This window comes from Rhodococcus sp. 7Tela_A2, assembly GCF_049311045.1.
GTDB lineage: Bacteria > Actinomycetota > Actinomycetes > Mycobacteriales > Mycobacteriaceae > Rhodococcus.
The window spans coordinates 1-16463 of sequence record NZ_JAXION010000099.1; the positions used below are offsets into that span (position 1 = coordinate 1).

The 16463-nt window shown below is 67.0% G+C and carries 14 protein-coding genes; 4 read left to right on the plus strand and 10 right to left on the minus strand.

Features of this window, described 5'->3' with window-relative positions; translation table 11 throughout:
• Positions 1 to 78: 78 nt before the first annotated feature.
• From TVH25_RS16660 to TVH25_RS16680, 5 genes are all read right to left on the minus strand, one after another.
• Positions 79 to 186 carry a methionine/alanine import family NSS transporter small subunit gene (locus TVH25_RS16660; RefSeq protein ID WP_169621237.1) on the minus strand — a complete coding sequence of 36 codons (108 nt, stop codon included), beginning with the start codon at positions 184 to 186 and terminating at the stop codon, positions 79 to 81.
• Positions 183 to 1778: a sodium-dependent transporter gene (locus tag TVH25_RS16665; protein WP_422424875.1), complete on the minus strand. Its 1596-nt coding sequence runs from the start codon at positions 1776 to 1778 to the stop codon at positions 183 to 185. The genes TVH25_RS16660 and TVH25_RS16665 overlap by 4 nt, the downstream gene beginning before the upstream one ends.
• 141 nt (positions 1779 to 1919) lie before the next feature.
• The gene (locus TVH25_RS16670; protein ID WP_169621235.1) at positions 1920 to 3077 is read right to left on the minus strand and encodes a lysylphosphatidylglycerol synthase transmembrane domain-containing protein; all 1158 of its coding nucleotides are present in this window, start codon (positions 3075 to 3077) and stop codon (positions 1920 to 1922) included.
• Positions 3074 to 4507, minus strand: coding sequence for an HAD-IB family hydrolase (locus TVH25_RS16675; RefSeq protein WP_169651926.1), 1434 nt, complete (start codon positions 4505 to 4507; stop codon positions 3074 to 3076). The genes TVH25_RS16670 and TVH25_RS16675 overlap by 4 nt, the downstream gene beginning before the upstream one ends.
• Complete coding sequence (locus TVH25_RS16680; protein ID WP_422424878.1) at positions 4504 to 6864, minus strand: glycerol-3-phosphate 1-O-acyltransferase; 2361 nt, start codon at positions 6862 to 6864, stop codon at positions 4504 to 4506. The genes TVH25_RS16675 and TVH25_RS16680 overlap by 4 nt, the downstream gene beginning before the upstream one ends.
• Before the next feature lie 149 nt (positions 6865 to 7013).
• Between TVH25_RS16680 and TVH25_RS16685 the strand changes: the two genes are divergently transcribed.
• Positions 7014 to 8516, plus strand: a complete 1503-nt coding sequence (locus TVH25_RS16685) for an AAA family ATPase (protein ID WP_422424880.1) — start codon at positions 7014 to 7016, stop codon at positions 8514 to 8516.
• A gap of 94 nt (positions 8517 to 8610) precedes the next feature.
• Here TVH25_RS16685 and TVH25_RS16690 read toward each other — a convergent pair whose 3' ends face one another.
• From TVH25_RS16690 to TVH25_RS16700, 3 genes are all read right to left on the minus strand, one after another.
• A complete protein-coding gene (locus TVH25_RS16690) occupies positions 8611 to 9504 on the minus strand; it encodes a universal stress protein (protein WP_169621231.1) in 894 nt (297 codons plus the stop codon).
• Positions 9505 to 9588: 84 nt separating this feature from the next.
• Positions 9589 to 10581, minus strand: a complete 993-nt coding sequence (locus TVH25_RS16695) for a zinc-binding alcohol dehydrogenase family protein (protein ID WP_169621412.1) — start codon at positions 10579 to 10581, stop codon at positions 9589 to 9591.
• Between the two features lie 92 nt (positions 10582 to 10673).
• On the minus strand, positions 10674 to 12215 hold the full coding sequence (locus TVH25_RS16700) for a CHAD domain-containing protein (protein WP_422424882.1): 1542 nt from the start codon (positions 12213 to 12215) through the stop codon (positions 10674 to 10676).
• A 183-nt stretch (positions 12216 to 12398) separates the two neighbouring features.
• On the opposite strand from TVH25_RS16700, the gene TVH25_RS16705 reads away from it, so the two are divergent.
• Positions 12399 to 12944 (plus strand): flavodoxin domain-containing protein, encoded by a 546-nt coding sequence (locus TVH25_RS16705; protein ID WP_169621229.1) that lies wholly within the window; start codon positions 12399 to 12401, stop codon positions 12942 to 12944.
• Here TVH25_RS16705 and TVH25_RS16710 read toward each other — a convergent pair.
• Together TVH25_RS16710 and TVH25_RS16715 are read right to left on the minus strand one after the other, a co-directional pair.
• Positions 12923 to 13429, minus strand: coding sequence for an SRPBCC family protein (locus TVH25_RS16710; protein WP_296551043.1), 507 nt, complete (start codon positions 13427 to 13429; stop codon positions 12923 to 12925). The two genes, TVH25_RS16705 and TVH25_RS16710, sit on opposite strands and share 22 nt — an antisense overlap.
• Before the next feature lie 29 nt (positions 13430 to 13458).
• On the minus strand, positions 13459 to 14379 hold the full coding sequence (locus TVH25_RS16715) for a pseudouridine synthase (RefSeq protein ID WP_296551044.1): 921 nt from the start codon (positions 14377 to 14379) through the stop codon (positions 13459 to 13461).
• A 187-nt stretch (positions 14380 to 14566) separates the two neighbouring features.
• Between TVH25_RS16715 and TVH25_RS16720 the strand changes: the two genes are divergently transcribed.
• Complete coding sequence (locus TVH25_RS16720; protein ID WP_169621226.1) at positions 14567 to 15538, plus strand: alpha/beta hydrolase; 972 nt, start codon at positions 14567 to 14569, stop codon at positions 15536 to 15538.
• A complete protein-coding gene (locus TVH25_RS16725) occupies positions 15528 to 16403 on the plus strand; it encodes an oxidoreductase (protein ID WP_169651920.1) in 876 nt (291 codons plus the stop codon). The genes TVH25_RS16720 and TVH25_RS16725 overlap by 11 nt, the downstream gene beginning before the upstream one ends.
• Positions 16404 to 16463: the final 60 nt, after the last annotated feature.

Here is a 16463-nt window from a genome sequence, read left to right on the forward strand (position 1 = left end):
CCGGCCCCCCCCCCCCCCCCCCCCCCCCCCCCCCCCCCCCCCCGCCCGGGCCGACTGTGTCCCTTTATCTGCCGGGAATCACTCGGGTTCGTCGGGATGGTTGTGCAGGTGCACGATGCTGAGGATGAGACCGCCCCAGAGCGTGACCAGGGCGAAGATCATGAGGGCGATGGCGGATGTGCTCACTTCGTACCTCCGGTGGTGGTGCTGTCGGGATCCGTGGTGCCGGCCGAGACGGTCGCGCCGGAGGTGGGAATCTCGCCACCGGCGTCGTATCCGAGGTCGATGCTCTTGCGCCACGGGACGAACGAGAGTGCGACGGCGGCCACGATCACCACTGCCTGGACGCCCCACCCGAACACCAGGACGAGGTCGTCGGGCAGTCCGCCGTAGCCCTCGCTCAGCCGATCACGGATCTCGCTGAACAGCATGTATCCCAGCACTACGGGTGTGACGCCGCCGGTGAACACCAGCCAGCCCCGGCCGACCTTGAACGACGACACCGAATTGAGATGGTCTCGCAGGTCGGGCAGGCGCCGCAGAATCCACGCGATCACGATGAGCGCCACGAAGGCGACACCCACGATGCCGAACTGGTTGGCGAAGCGGTCGACGACGTCGAGCGTGTTGAGTCCCGTGGTGGTCGGGAACAGCAGCAGCGAGACGATTGCCGACACGCCACCGATCGTGAGGACGGCGGGAACGCGTCCGAGGCCGGTCTTGTCCTCGAACGCCGAGACGGCGACCTGGATGATGCTGATCAGGGAGGTGAAACCGGCGAACACGAGGGATCCGAAGAAGAGAACGCCGAAGATCGGGCCGCCCGGCATCTCGGAGACGATGGTCGGGAACGCGATGAACGCCAGTCCGATACCTCCGGCGACGACCTCGTCGACTCCCACCCCCTGTGCCTGGGCCATGAAGCCCAGCGCGGAGAACACGCCGATACCGGCCAGGACCTCGAAACTCGAGTTCGAGAAGCCGACGACCAGGCCCGAACCGGTCAGGTTGGTCTTGCGCTTCAGGTACGACGAGTAGGTGATCATGATGCCGAACGCGACGGAGAGCGAGAAGAAGATCTGCGCGTACGCCGCGATCCAGACGCTCGTATCGGTCAGCGCGGACCAGTTCGGCGTGAAGAAGGCGTCGAGGCCGATGGTGGCGCCCTCGAGGGTGAGCGACCGCACGACGAGCGCACCGAACAGGAGCACCAGCAACGGGACGAAGAACCGGTTGGCGTTGCCGATACCGCGCTGCACGCCGAGCGCGAGAACACCGAGCGTGAGGATCCAGACGGCCAGCAGAGGCCACGCGACACCCGGGACGAAGCTCATCCCGAACGAGGAATCACCGTCGACCTGCAGGAACGTTTCGAGGAAGAACCCTTCCGCGTCATCGCCCCACGCTTCGCTGAGCGAGAAGAACGTGTAACGCGCCGCCCAGGCGATGATGACGGCGTAGTACACACCGATCACGAAGCACACCAGCACCTGCCACCAGCCGAGGAACTCGGCGCCGCGGCTGAGCCTGCGGAAGGCCAGCGGCGGCGATCCCCGGAACTTGTGCCCGATCGCGTAGTCGACGAACAGGAGCGGAAGGCCCGCGGTGAGGAGAGCGACCAGATACGGGATCAGGAACGCGCCGCCACCGTTCTCGTACGCGATGTACGGGAAACGCCAGATGTTGCCCAGACCGACGGCGGAACCGATCGCGGCCATGATGAACACTGAGCGCCCGGACCAGACCTCCCGTTTCTTGGCGACCTGTTGCTGTGCCACGAACGACGTCCCTCCACTCGACGGAATGGGGTCACACTGGTGCGTGGCCCGGGAGCAGCGTACTTCCCCGGGTGCTGTGTGTTTCGCGTAACCGTCACCCCGGCCGTGCCGAAAGCGCGCGGGGACCGCAGTGCGCCGTCGTCAGTCGTCGCGCCAGAGTTGCAGGTCGGGTGGTGGTTCGGCGTCGTCTTCCGGTGTGCCGCGATAGCGGAGCGCGAACACGATCCATCCCACCGCTGCGACGAGCACGAAGCTGATCAATCGGTAGACGACCACTGCGGAGAGCGCCTCGGCACCACTCATCCCGCTGGCGGTCAGGGCAGGAACGAGCACCGCATCCATCACGCCCAGTCCGGCGGGCAACAGCGGAATCGCACGACTCGCAGCGGTGCCCGCCGCGTACGCCACCGCAATTCCGGCGATGCTGGGGTGTCCTCCGACCGCGTATGCGGCGAACATCAGGCACGCGCCGTCGCACACCCAGTTGAACAGCGACCATCCGAAGGCCCGCGCGGCGTGGGGCCGATCGAGTTGTACGGCACCGATCTGGTCGACGATCTTCCCCCACGCGCGGGTCCCGGACTGCTCCGGCTTCTTGCGTATCCGGTTGATTCCCCGTAGCGCGATCAGGCCGATGGATTCGAGCGAGCCGGGGTTGCTGGCCGCGTACTGGATCAGCACGATCATCAGGAGAAGCGCGCCGGTGGAGAAGATCAGGGAGAACGGGTTGCTGGTCGCCCCGACCAGCAGGGCTCCGACAAGTCCCAGCAGCCCGAGACCCGTTGCCTGCAATACCCCGGCCATGACGAGCTGCCACGTCGCGACGACAGGCTGGGCTCCCCACGCGCGCATCCGGCGGTAGGTGAACGTGGTCCCGAGTACCGGCCCGCCGGGGAGCGTCACGCTCATCGAGTTCGCCGCGAGAGCCACCGACAACGATTGCCGCTGCGTCACCTTCACCCCGGCAGCGGACAACAGCGCCCGTTGCACCCGCGCGAAACTCGACATCTCGGCCATGGACGCGACGACAGCGGCCGCGACCCACAGCCATTTCAGATCACCCAGATCCCGGACGCTGCTCGACAACTCCGGCCAGATCAAGATCACCTCGACGGTGAGAACCACGACCAGGAGTCCGCCGACGATCCACTTGAGCTTCTTGCGCCGGTTCGGGGTCAGTGCCCCGGTATGGCCGGCACCGGCCTCGTCGTTCTCGTTCTCCGCCTTCTCGTTCCCTGCCTCGTCCCCGTTCCCCGACTCGTCGGGGGAGTGGTCCTCGCGGTTCTCGTCGTCCGTCATCGGGCGACCGGCCAGCGGCCGAGGGTGTTCCGGTAGAGATCTTCGACCTCTGCGATGCGGTCACCCAGTTCGTCCGGGGACCAGTCGCCGACGTCGATCGGGTCGAGCACCGCGACGTCGACGGTGCCCGACCTCAGCAGCGTCGAGTGCTTCCACAGCATCTCTCCCGAGTTGCGGATCACGATCGGAACCACCGGAACGCCCGCCGCCATCGCGATGCGGAAGGCACCCTTTTTGAACGTGCCGATCGCCGGCGTCAACGAGCGGGTGCCCTCGGGCGCGATGACCAACGACGTTCCGTTGCGGAGAGTCTCCACCACCGGGCCGAGCGCGGCGAGGGCTCGCTCCGTGTTGTTTCGGTCGACGAACGTGACGCCGCCGAATCGCAGCAGCGGCCCGAAGAACGGGTCGCGCGCCATTTCCTGTTTCGCGACTCCGGTGAAGTCGTGGCGCAGCACTTTCGCGAGCACCAGCGGGTCGAGCTGACTCTGGTGATTGAAGAGGAACACCGCCGGCCGTGCGGACCACGCGTTGGCCTGCCCGACGACGCGGACATCGATACCGGCGAGTGCCAGCGACACCTCCGAGCCGAGGTTGAGGATGGAGTCGAGTGCGATCTTCCTGCTTCCGTTGAGCAGCCCGAGGCCGAGCCCGGCCCAGACCGAACCGAACAATCCTCCGTACGCCGCGGCGGTTCGTACGAATTCCTTCGCCCCCGGAGTGCCTCGCGGGCGGAAACGCAACACCGGCCAGCCACGTTCGAGCGCGATGCGATGTAGTGTGCGGTCGGGGTTCGTCGCGGTGGGATGTGCTGTCGCAGCAAGGAAATCCGCGTCTTCACCTCCGTTGGAGTAGGAGTAGCTCGTCTCGCTGTCGATACCGTGGGCGTCCATGAAGGCGCGCGCTGCCTGGGCCTTCCCGCTGCGCCACAGCGACCTGCCGTCGACGCGGCCGGTGAGAACGCCGTCCCGAACCTCGAGCGGGGTGTACAGGACGTGCTCGATTCCGAGCGCGTCGCTGCATGCCTGGATCTGGTAGCGGGACGCGGAGGACGCGATCACGACGGTGTGGCCGGCGTTCTGATGCGCTCCGACAAGCTGCCACGCCTCCGGGTAGAGGTGCCCGGCGATGGTGGACATGAACAGACGCTGCCCGAGGTCGTACAGCTCGTCCTCGGTGTGGCCGCGCCAGGCCTTGAAGACGGTTCCGGCGAACCGCTCGAAATCGTCTTCGGTTTCCGTTCCGCGCAGGCCGTTGAGCATGGTCGCGGCGAGTTCGGTCGCGCCGACGTTGCCGGACAGCAGACGATCCCGGAAGAAGTGGAGACCGGAGAACCCGTGCACGATGGTGCCGTCGAAGTCGAAGAACGCCGCAGTTTCCGGGCCCCGAGGTCCGGTACGCACCCGTTCGAGCGCCGTCTCGATGTTCACCGGTTCGCCTTCCTGTTCGACACGTCGAGTGACTCGGCGAGCGCGATTCGTTCACCCACCGCGAGCAGTTGGGCCGCGAATATGCGCCTTTTCTCTGCCACGGAGTCGTCCCGCTCGAGCAGCCCTCGATTGCGGGCCAGGTCCAGCGCCGTGGCGAACAACTCCGACGAGACCGATTCGGAACCGTGCAAACGGCCCTGCAACAGCATCTGCCGTCCTACCGCCGCGCACTCGTCGAGGAACGACTCCTGCACGATATCCACGGACGGATCTCGCTTCGCGAGTCGCTCGGCGACGACGAGTTGGGCGTCGAGGAACGAGCGCAACGTGCGATGGGACATGAAGAACCCGGTTTCGACGAGTCCGGTGAGCGCCTTTTCCTTGGTGGGCAGGGCGTCTCCCCATTCCGGTACGAGAAGCTCGAGTTCCTCGCGCATCTGCGCTTCGAAGGTGTCCCGGTCGGGAAAGAAGAATTCGAATTTCAGAAGATCGCGGAGACGCTTGGCTTCCTCCCACGCGACGCGTACGGGATCACCTTCACCGGGACTGTCGTGCGCGTAGAGAACGGCGAGTTCCAGGATCGACCGGTTGACGAACCAGTGCACGCCGCTGTTGCGATAGAACGCCGCGACGAGGTGCTGGTCGCGGTGGATCGAATACACGGGTTCGTCACCGCCGGCGTAGGTGGTCACCACACCGCCGTCGGTCAACGCCGCGAGCACCGTGGCGAGTCCTCCCTCCATGTCGAGCATCCGGAGTTCACCGTGAGGGATGCGTCGGCGGTCGAGGTAGTCCCGCACGGGCGCGATCACCGCGCGTACCTCGTCGAGGGTGAGCGATCGATCGCGCACGCCGAGCAGGGCGAGCGTCACGAGCGAGTTCACGGTCACCGGGGTGGTGCAGTTGATCCCGACCGCTACCTCGAACGCCACTTTCTGCAGCGCCCTCCGGCGGCGGTCCGAGCGTTCGGTCTCGTCGGCGGGGAGGTCACCGGCCACGTCGGGGTCACCGCCGGCGGCGAGACGCGACCGCATCGAGATCGGCTCGCCGAATCGCACATAGACATGGCCGGCGCTGCGCTGCTGGCTGCGCATGTACCGGAACAGCCACGTCAGCCCCTCGGGCTTCTTCGCGCTTCCGGTCTGCTCCGCCGCGACCCCCGCGACCTCCGCCAGCGCTTCGTAGGTGATGGAGACCGGTACCAGCATCGCGTCGTCGACCCGGTCCGCGCGCACCGCGTTGGCTACATAGTTGAGCAGTCCGTACCGAGGTGGCCGAAGCTTGCCGGTACGCGTGCGCCCGCCTTCGAAGTACCACTCGAGGTTGAATCGTTTGGCGAGCAAGAACGCGAAGTACTCTTCGAGCGCCGCTTTGTAGACCGCGTCGTCACCGAAACTGCGCCGGATGAATACAGTTCCCGTCCGGCGCGCCATCGGGCCGATGGGCCAGAACGTCAGATTCGCGCCACCCATCAGGTGGTTGCGGGGGAACTCGTTCGCGGCCAGGATGTCGCCGAGCACTAATGCGTCCGCATACGACCGGTGCGACGGCAGGAACACCAGTGGGCGCGTCCGGTTGAGTCCGCGAAGCGAGCGCAAACCGGATTCGTCCGCGTGCACCGTCCATGCCGACGTGTGCAGCGGCCGCATCGCCTGGGTGAACAGGTCGGTGACGAGGCGTGACTGCACGGCCACGAGTTCACGGAGAGCACTGCGTGCCCGCGCGTCCACATCGCTGCGAGACACGCGCAACTCGGCCGCGAGGGCGTCGAGCCGCTGCCGGAACGCCGACGAATCCATGATCTGTTCGGCGACGAGTCGCGGCACCTTGTACCGGTCACCGATCACGGCGCGCTCGGCTCGTTCGAGGGCCACCACCGCCCGGCGCATGATGTACCGGGCGAGATTGCCTGCTTCGACCGCGTCGGAGCCGTACTCGGCCGCAAAGTCGCCGCGGAGTTCGCTCAGGGGCGCCGGTTGTGCCACCACGATCCGGTAGCGGTCGGCTCCCTTCCCCACGAGCCATTTCTGGATCAGCCGGTTCGGGTTGCGGGGGTTGGTGAGTGCGAGGACATCGGAGAACCGCGCCCGGCGTGCGCCGTCGCGCTCGGCGGGAAGCCAGACCACCCGCACCGGCAGCACGAGTGGATCGTCGGTGCGGCTGAGCAGTTCGGTCGTGAAGATCTGGGAATCGAGGTCGAGCGCCTCGGGGCGTGCTGCCGTGCGGTGTTCGGCAGGCACTCGATCGGAGTGGAGCCACTCCGTGATGAGCCTTCGTTCGATCGGGGTGGTCGCAGCCGCAACCACCACGGTCGGACGTGTCGGTGTGTGCGAGCCACGCTGCTCGTCGTCCCTCATGTCGCCCCGTTCGTTCGATTCCCCGATGTGAAAACTACCCCGACGAGGCGGGTTCACTCGGCGCATCTGCGTGAGAAAAGCCGGTACGAACCGGTGTACGGTTCGGCGGTCGGGACGAGAATGTGGAGGGCGCGCAGGGCGCGGTACCCATGGACGGGAGATCGGCTTTGGCAGGATTCACCGAAACAGGCGGTGCCGGATATGCGGCGATGCGGGAGACGCACACGTCGGTGCTCTTCCTCGTCGGTGATCGTGTGCACAAGATGAAGAAGCCACTGGATCTGGGCTTTCTCGACAACCGGACCCGGGCAGCGCGCGAGCGTGCCTGCCACCGCGAGGTCGATCTCAACCGGCGGATGGCACCGGACGTCTATCTGGGTGTTGCCGATGTCCACGGACCCGACGGGCAGGTGTGCGAACACCTCGTCGAGATGGTCCGGTTGCCCGACGACCGGCGGTTGGCCATGCTGGTCCGGCGCGGTGAGGACGTCGAGCAGGTCATCGAGTCGGTCGCGCGGCAGGTGGCGGACCTGCATGCCGCGTCGCCCCGGGACCCGGCGATCGACCGGTGCGCGTCGGTCGAGTTCCTTCGCGAACTCTGGACGCTGAGCCTGGACCATCTCGAACGGTTGAAGGTGGGCGGTACAGCCGCGGCGACGGTCGCGCGCATCCGGTCCGCCGCGACCCGTTACCTCGACGGCAGGGCGCCGCTGTTCACCGAGCGGATCGCCTCGGGGCGTGCGGTCGACGGTCACGGTGATCTTTTGGCGGACGACATCTTCTGTCTCGACGACGGACCGCGGATCATCGACTGCCTCGAATTCGACGACGAACTGCGCTACGGTGACGGTCTTCTCGACATCGCCTTTCTTGCAATGGATCTCGAGAGATCCGGTGCCGTCGACTCCGCTCGGAACCTGCTCCGCTGTTACGCGGCGGCCTCCGGCGACGCACCGTCGCGCTCGCTGGTGCACCATTACGTCGCCTATCGCGCGCTGGTGCGCGCCAAGGTGACCGCACTTCGGCACGAACAGGGCGACGAGGCGTCCGGCGCGGTCGCGCTGAACTTCGTCGAGCAGGTCGAACGCAACCTCGAGCGCGCGCGTGTGAGGCTCGTGCTGGTCGGCGGTGTGACGGGCACGGGGAAGTCCACACTCTCCCGGACGATCGGTGAGTATCTGGACGCATCCGTGTTGCGCAGCGATGTCATCCGCAAAGAACTCGCCGGGATCGACCCGACGGACCGCACCGGCGACGGCGTCGACAGTGGGCTCTACTCGTCCGGGCATACGCGCGCGACGTACGAGGAAATGCTGGCGAGGGCCGCGTCCGAACTTGCTCACGGACGGTCGGCGGTCCTGGATGCGACGTGGCTGTCGGAGCCGCAGCGGGTCCGCGCCCGCGAGGTTGCAGCGGCGGCGTCCGCCGATGTCGTGGAGATCGAATGCCGTGCCGACCCGGCGGTACTGGAGCAACGCATCCGTGCCCGCGCGGAACGGAACGACGATCCGTCCGACGCCACACCAGCAGTGCTTGCCGTGCAACTGCGACGCCGGGACGAGTGGCGCGCCGCGCTCGTGGTGGACACGACCGACAGCAGCGCGGTCGACAAGGCATGGCTCGAGAGGGAACTCGGACTCGCTCCCTGGTGAGAGCTCGACCGGGAGCGCCCTGCCGGCGCGACGCGGAGCCGCCCGTGACCGGGAACCGGCTCCGCGTCGCTGAGCGGATCAGTCGCTGAGCGGATCAGATCTTGCGTGCGACGAGCACGGGGCACGGCGCCTTGTGCAGCAGATTCTGGCTGGTGGAGCCGAGCAGCGCGGCACGGAACTGACCGCGGCCGTGGCTGCCGACGACGGCGAGCTGGGCGTCGCCCAGGTGCCGGAGCAGCACTCGTGCCGCGGGGCCGCGGTCGAGGACGCGCTGGACCTCGACGTCGGGGTATTCCTCCTGCAAGCCTGCCAGTGCCTCGGCGAGCACGGCCGATTCGGATTCGGCGACAGCATCCCAGTCGACGAGCGCGGCGGTGGCGCCCACCCCGAGGGCGGAGTCTCCGATCCAGGAGTGCACGGCCGTGAGCGGTGCGCCGAGGAAGGAAGCAACCTGGAACGCGTAACGGACTGCGGCAGCCGACAGTTCGCTTCCGTCGACTCCGACCACGATGGGTCGGGCATCGGGCAGCGGGTTGGCGGTGTCGCCACGCCACACCACGACCGGGCACGGTGCGTTGTTCGCGACGCGCAGCACGGTCGAGCCGAGCAGGAAGTTCTCGACGGCACCGGCGCCGGTGGCGCCGAGCACCACGATCCGTGCGTCGTCGGCGGCTTCGAGCAGCGACGTGGCGGCGGGTCCGGGACCGATGAAGCTCTTGATCTCGAGATCCGGCTGGTCGGCGTGAACCTTCGCGGTGATGTCCCGGAGGAGCGCCTCACCGTCCGCCTTGAGCTGTTCGACCATCTGTGACTGGATCAGGACGGCCGCTTCGCTGTAGAAGATGCCCTCGCTGGGCAGCGAGTGCACCAGGTGCAGCGGTGCCTCGAGACGTGCGGCAAGAGCGCCGGCCCACCGGGCGGCCGCTGCCGCGGTATCGGAACCGTCGACGCCTGCGACGACAGCGTTTCGGTTGCTCGGTGTGCTCATCGATGTCTCCTTGTTCGTTTTCATTGTGTGACGATCGGCGCTGCCGTGTCCGGCCGCACGCCGTGATCGACTACGGGGATTACGCTACGCCACGATGACCGCAGCTCCGGCGAATCGGCCGGCCGCGAGATCGGCCAAGGCGCGGTCGGCGTGCTCGAGCGGGTAAGGCGTCGTGGTCACGTGCATTCTGTGCTCGCCCGCGAACTCGAGAAAAGCCCGCGCATCCGATCTGGTGTTGGCGGTGACACTTCGAATCTGCCTCTCCCTGAACAGATGCCGCTGATAGTTCAGCATCGGGATATCGCTCAGGTGGATCCCTGCGATAGCGAGTGTTCCGCCGGAATCCAACGCGGACAGGGCAAGCGGTACCAGATCTCCCACCGGGGCGAACAGGATCGCCGAATCCAGGGGCTCGGGTGGAGGGTCGTAGGCGCCCTGCGCGGAGGACGCGCCGAGTTCGAGCGCCAGCGATGCGGCATCTGCGCCACGTGTCATCACGTGTACTCGCGCACCGCGTGCGATCGCGACCTGGGAGGCGAGATGGGCGCTGCCGCCGAAGCCGTAGACACCGAGGACACCGCCTTCCGGAAGGGACGCACGCAGCAGGGCCCGGTACCCGATGATCCCCGCGCACAGCAGCGGCGCGAGTTCCGCATCGGTGTATCCCCCGGGCAGTGCGAGAGCGTAGTCGCGCGGAACCGTGGCGTATTCGGCGTAACCACCGTCTGCATCCCATCCGGTGTATGTGGAACGAGGGCAGAGGTTCTCGTCTCCGCGGCGGCAATACCGGCACCGTCCGCACGTGCTCCGCAACCACGGAATCCCCACCCGGTCACCGAGGCGATGGGCTCCCAGGTCGCCGCCGACGATCTCCCCGACGATCTCGTGGCCCGGCACGACGCCCGGGCGGTGGACCGGGAGGTCTCCTTCCGCGACGTGCAGGTCGGTTCGGCACACCCCGCACGAGAGGACACGTACGAGCAATTCGTCGGGTCCCGGCCTGGGGACCGGAACGCGCACGGACTTCAGGGGACGGGCCTCGATCGGAGCCGGGGACTCGACGCGCCATGCCCGCATCGTGTCGGGGACGCCCATGTGGCTACCTCCTCAGTCGCCTGTTCTCCATCATGTCGGTTCGGCGAGCACCGTGCCAGAGTCGGAGGACCTGCTCATTCCCAGAGCTTCCCGGCCGATCCGAGGGCACTTTTCCACGCGGGTTCCAGTTGGGCTGCCTGGCGCCGGCCCACCTCGGTCTCGAGCCGATACAGGATTCCCAGGCCGAAGCTGGACTCGGCGGTGTGACCTTGATCGGAGACGATGTCCAACAGGTGTTCTCGGGAAACGACGGAGTCCTGGAACTCTCCGAGCATGTCCTGGAATTCGTCGAATCGGTCGAGGATCCGGGCGGTGCGCTTCGGATGCAGAGGAGCGATCACCTCGATCGCGTAGCGCATCCGCTTGGCGCCCTTGCGTGCCCGGTGCATCAGTTCGTCACGTTCGTGCGGATCGTGTGCTTTCCGAACGCGGGCAACACGTTTGTCGACCTTCTTCGCCACCGTAGCGACGCTGCGCGTCAGTTTCTCCGGGTCCAGCGCGGACTTACGGGATCGCGCCGGAGGGGTGCTCCCCAACCCGCCGACGAGGTCGTCGAGGGAACGCAGCATCACGAGATACCGCTCCGAATCGAGGGTCGCGAGTGCAGCGGTGCGCGCCGCGCCCGTCTTGGCCGAAAAGTACTCGTCGATACGTGATTTCGTTGCTTCGCGGTGGCGGTCGCCCGGAATCTCGTCGACGTGGCCTGCCAGGCGTTTCCACTGCACTTCCAGATCGCGCGACGGGCTGAGCCGGCGGCCGAACCACCGGAGTTCGTCGACGAGGGCGTCGCCGAGAGCGAAATCGTCGGCGTAGGTCTGCAGGGCGCTCCGGATACGACGAGAGGCCTTGCGCATGCTGTGGATCGCGTCGGGCTCGTTGCGGCGTACCGCGATGTCGGACAGTTCCAGCGCGTGGAGTTCGCGCGCGAGATAGTCGCGCAGGAAGCGGGCGGCCTCGCCGAGTTCGGGTGCCGCAGGGAGGAGGTCGCCCAGAACGCGGTGCACCTTGGACGGGCTGGGCGAGCGGACGATCCCGGCGGCGGTGAGACGTTCCTCGATGGCGTCGAGCAGTGTGGACCGGTCGCCGCGGCCCAGCGAAGAGCCCGCTTCGACCTCGATCTCCTGCCAGTGCATTTCTTCGTCGTCGCCGCCGCGCACCGCTACGACATCGTCCTCGACGACTTCTGCGAGCAGCGTCTCGTCCTTCCCGCGAATCCGGTGGCGATGCCGGGTCGTCGTGAGAAGTGCCGCGAGGGAGACCGGCAGTCCGCGCCGCACTCCGACGAGAAGATTCATCAATTCGGCAGGGGGCTCGTCCGCGGACTTCCCGTCCGCGTCGGCCAGGGGAAAGTGAAGTTCGGTCCGGGTGTCCGCCCCGTTGGGGAGCTTGACGTGCCAGCCGGCGTCGTCTCCGCCCTCACGTCGTCGCAGGGTGATTGCCGACTGCAGGAGCCGTAGGTCGGCGGTGTCGTAATACTGCGCGGACAACTCCACCGTATCCACCTCGACGACGGACACGCGCGGAAGTCCGGTCAGGTCGGGCAGTGACGCCGAGCCTCCGGCCGTGTATTTCCGTTCCGTTTCGGTGGCCGACGACACGGTGGGGCGCTGAGGCATCTATGAACTCCTGTTCGGGTCTGTGGTGGGTACCCGAATCCCACACTGCCATCCCGTGTCCGGAATGTCCCGAATCGTCGGCGTATGTGACGCGAAACGGGCGGGCGAAGGGTCCTTCGACCCTGGCCGAACAGAATGTGGCACGTGATCATGGTGCGTACTCGCGAGTAGCGGAGGATGGGCATGAGGATTTTGGTGGCGGCGGCGAGCAAGCACGGCTCCACGGCGGAAATCGCCACGGCGCTGGCCGCGGCGATGCGGCACCGCGGTGCGCAGGTCGACGTGGTGCCCCCCGAGCAGGTCGGCAGCCTCGACGGGTACAACGCCGTCGTGCTCGGAAGCCCGGTGTACCGGTTCCGATGGCTCCGGGCGGCTCGGGCGTTCGTGCGTGCGCACGAGGACGCGTTGCGTCATCGAGACGTCTTCCTCTTCTCATCCGTTCCCGTGACCAAGGGCCTTCGCGCTGCGAACAGCTCGTACGGGGTGTCGTCCGTCGAGAATCGGACGGGTGCGCGCGGGCACCGGATGCTGACGGGCAAGCTCGACCCGTCGACTCTCGGTGCGGGCGAGCGTGCGATTGCGCGGATGTGGGGCGTCAAGGCCGGTGACTTCCGCGACTGGGACGCGATCGGATCGTGGGCCACGGAAATTGTCGACAGGGTGTCGGAACGCGACGCGCCGGAGGAGAACCACATCGTCACGGCGGGTCAGGCCGACGGCCGGCGGTAGTGCTCGGCCAGCTCGGCCGCCCGTTCCCGGGGTGACCAGTCGATGGGCCGGCCCTCGAGCTGAGCTTCTATCACCTCGAACCCGGCATGCCAGCCCGCGCCGTGCGCGAGCGCGTCGTCCTCGTCCTCGGCTGTGTGGGTGAGGGTGAGCCAGCACCCGCCGGAGCCGTCCGGGGCGATCTCCCAATGCACCACGTCCGAATCCCAGAGGTACTCGAGGACGTGGCCCGGCCGCACCACCAGGATGCTGCCGTCGCTGGTGTGCCCCGGGAGCGGTCCCGAACCACCGGCGCGCTCGTCGGCGCGGTGGAACTCGACGGGTATGCCGGGCGCGAGTTCGAATTCGACGGCCGCGGGAAACCAGCACCGAAGGCATTCGGGGTCGGTGAGCACCCTCCACACCCGATCCGGCGAATAGGGGAAGGCCCGTTGGAAACGCAGGGCGACGCGGCCGTCGTAGGTACGCGAAACGGAGCCGATCTCCATGAGAACCTCCAAGACGTGAACCCGTGCCGTCAACGGGGTCCTGGTGTGTGGTGCCTCCATGCTGACAGGTTTCTGCGGCTTGCGAAGCGGGTCCGGCGACCCGTCACGGGGTCGTCGAACTCGACGGCAGCGGCGAGCAACTGCAGGGGGTTCGAATAGTCCCGGGGGGCAACGTCGTACACATCCGGATACAGATTGTCGCCGAGAATCGGGATGCCCGACGAACTCATGTGGACCCGAAGCTGATGCGTCTTTCCGGTCCGGGGACGCAGGCGGTACCGGGCGATGTCACCGTCCGTGTCGAGAAGGTCGATCCGCGTCACCGCGTTGACCGGCCCCGGCACCTCCCGTGCCTGCAGCGAGCCCCTCTCCTTGACGATGCGGCTGCTCACCTCGCGGGGAAAGACGAGGTCGTCGGCGCGGGGTGCGATCGCCTCGTATTCCTTCTCGACGAGGCGTTGTTCGAACATCATCTGGTAGGCGCGACGAGCCTCGCGACGGACGGTGAAGACGAGGACACCGGCGGTCAGCCGGTCGAGCCGGTGGACCGGCGAGAGTTCCGGCAGATCGAGTTCCCGGCGCAGTCGCACCAGAGCGGTTTCGGCCACCCAGGATCCGCGGGGTGTCGTCGCCAGGAAGTGGGGCTTGTCGACGACGAGGAGAGTGTCGTCGCGATACAGGATGTCGATGTCGAAGGGCACGCGTGATTCCACCGGAGGATCACGGTAGAGATACACGAACGAACGCTCGCGGTAGGGCGTACCGAAGGTAATCACGGTTCCGTCTCCACCGACGACTTCGCCGTCTCGGATTTTCTCCCGGATTCGACGGGCGTCATCCGGGAACCGCTCGACGAGATACTCGGCTACCGTGTCCCACCTGCTGTTTTCCGGTAGACGGAGTCGTGACGGGTTCAGACCGTCGCGGATGGGGAGCGGAGCGTCGGGCACGACTCCCACGGTAGCGGGGCGTGTTTCCGCGCCTTCTGGGGCTCCGCGGGATAACGGTTGGGCTTTGCAGGATAACGATTGTGTGTAAGCCTTCAACGGGTATCCGCACCCACATAGCCTGGGTCGGAAGTGACGAATGTTACACATGTGCAAGGGGGATCTTGGTGTGAAGAACTCGTCCGGAACTATGAGCCGGCGACCGAGTCGGCGCGCTCTCGTCCGCCTGCTCGTGGCCGTGGTTCTTCCGCTGACGCTCGTGTTCACGGGGGTGACTGCGGGCACCGCATCCGCCGACCCGTATTCGCGATTCCACGAGGACTGGGTCGCAGCGCCCGGTGGCGTCGGCCAGATCAAGGTTCGCATCTGGCGCGCGAACAACGGCAGCAACAAGGCGGTCTACCTACTCGACGGGTTGCGTGCGACCGACAACGTCAGCGGGTGGGAACACGAGACCAACGCCGCGTGGCTCTCGGACCACGGCGTCAACGTGATCATGCCGGTCGGTGGTCAGTCGAGTTTCTACGCGGACTGGTACGCCCCGAGCAACTTCAACGCGCAGCCCTACACGTACAAGTGGGAATCGTTCCTGACCCGGAATCTTCCCGACCATCTCGCCGCCGTCTACGGGATCAGTCGCGGCAGCAACGCCGTGGTCGGGTTGTCGATGGGCGGCAACGCGGCACTGATCCTCGCGGCTCATCACCGCGACCAGTTCACGTTCGCCGGGTCGATGTCCGGATACCTCAACCTGTCGGCACCCGGCATGCGGGAAGCCATCCGGTTGGCGATGCTCGACGCCGGCGGCTACAACTCCGACGCGATGTGGGGCCCGCCGTGGGATCCGGCGTGGCTCCGGCACGATCCCTTCGTCGCCGCTCCCATGCTGCGGGGACTGCCGATGTGGATCTCCGCGTCGACCGGTCTTCCCGGACAGCACGACCGCCCCGACTCGGCGATCGGTGTGTTCAACACGGCGAATGCGATGGGTCTCGAGTCCATTGCCCGTGTCCAGAACCGCGCATTCCAGATACGGCTCGCCACGCTCGGAATCGACACCGCCCACTTCTCGTTCCCGATCGCCGGCACCCACTCGTGGGGCTACTGGCAGGACGAACTGTGGGCGATGCTTCCGATGATGAAGAACTCGATTGGCGCCTGACGCGTCCACGTCGCAGGTGGGCCGGACCTTCGTGGTGACCGGTCCGACCGGCGGCGTGGGGGAGGCGACGGCCATAGCGCTCGGTGCTGCCGGCGCCAACGTCGTCCTGGCGTGCCGCAACGTGGACAAAGGTGCGCGCGTCGCCGAGACGATAGGCCCGAGGGCGTCGGTGCACCGATTGGACCTGTCCGAACTGGCCTCGGTGCGCAAGTTCGCGTGCGGCTTGCGGGACACCCACGAGACGATCGACGTGCTCATCAACAACGCCGGTGTGATGGCCGTACCGCTGCAGCGGACCGCCGACGGATTCGAGATGCAGATGGGCACCAACTACTTCGGGCACTTCGCGTTGACCGGACTGGTGCTGGACATGGTCACGGATCGGGTGGTGACCGTCTCCAGCGCCGCGCATCGCCTCGGGCGCGTCGATCTGGACGATCCGAACTGGGAGCAGCGGCGGTACCACCGCGCTGCCGCGTACGCCCAGTCGAAGCTCGCAAACCTGATGTTCAGTTTCGAACTGGCTCGGCGACTCGACGCGAGCGGATCAACGGTCAGGTCGCTCGCCGCACATCCGGGATATGCGGCCACCGAGGTCGGAAGCCACACCGGCACCTGGTTCGACCGGCTCTTCGGGTTCGGCAAGAAGATTCTGCAGCGGACCCCGGAGCAGGGCGCCGAATCCGTGCTCTACGCCGCCACCGAGCCGGGACTGCGAGGCGGCTACATCGGTCCCGACGGTTTTCTCGAACTCTACGGGTCGCCGCACACCGCGGGCTGCTCCGCGCGGGCTCGCGATCCCGAGGCGGCACGCCGGCTGTGGGAGCTGTCCGAGCGCGTCACGGGTGTGCAGTTCGGTCTCTGAGAACAGGTTCGAGGGGGGGGGGGGCCGGGGGGGGGGGGGGGGGGGGGGGGGCGCGGGGGG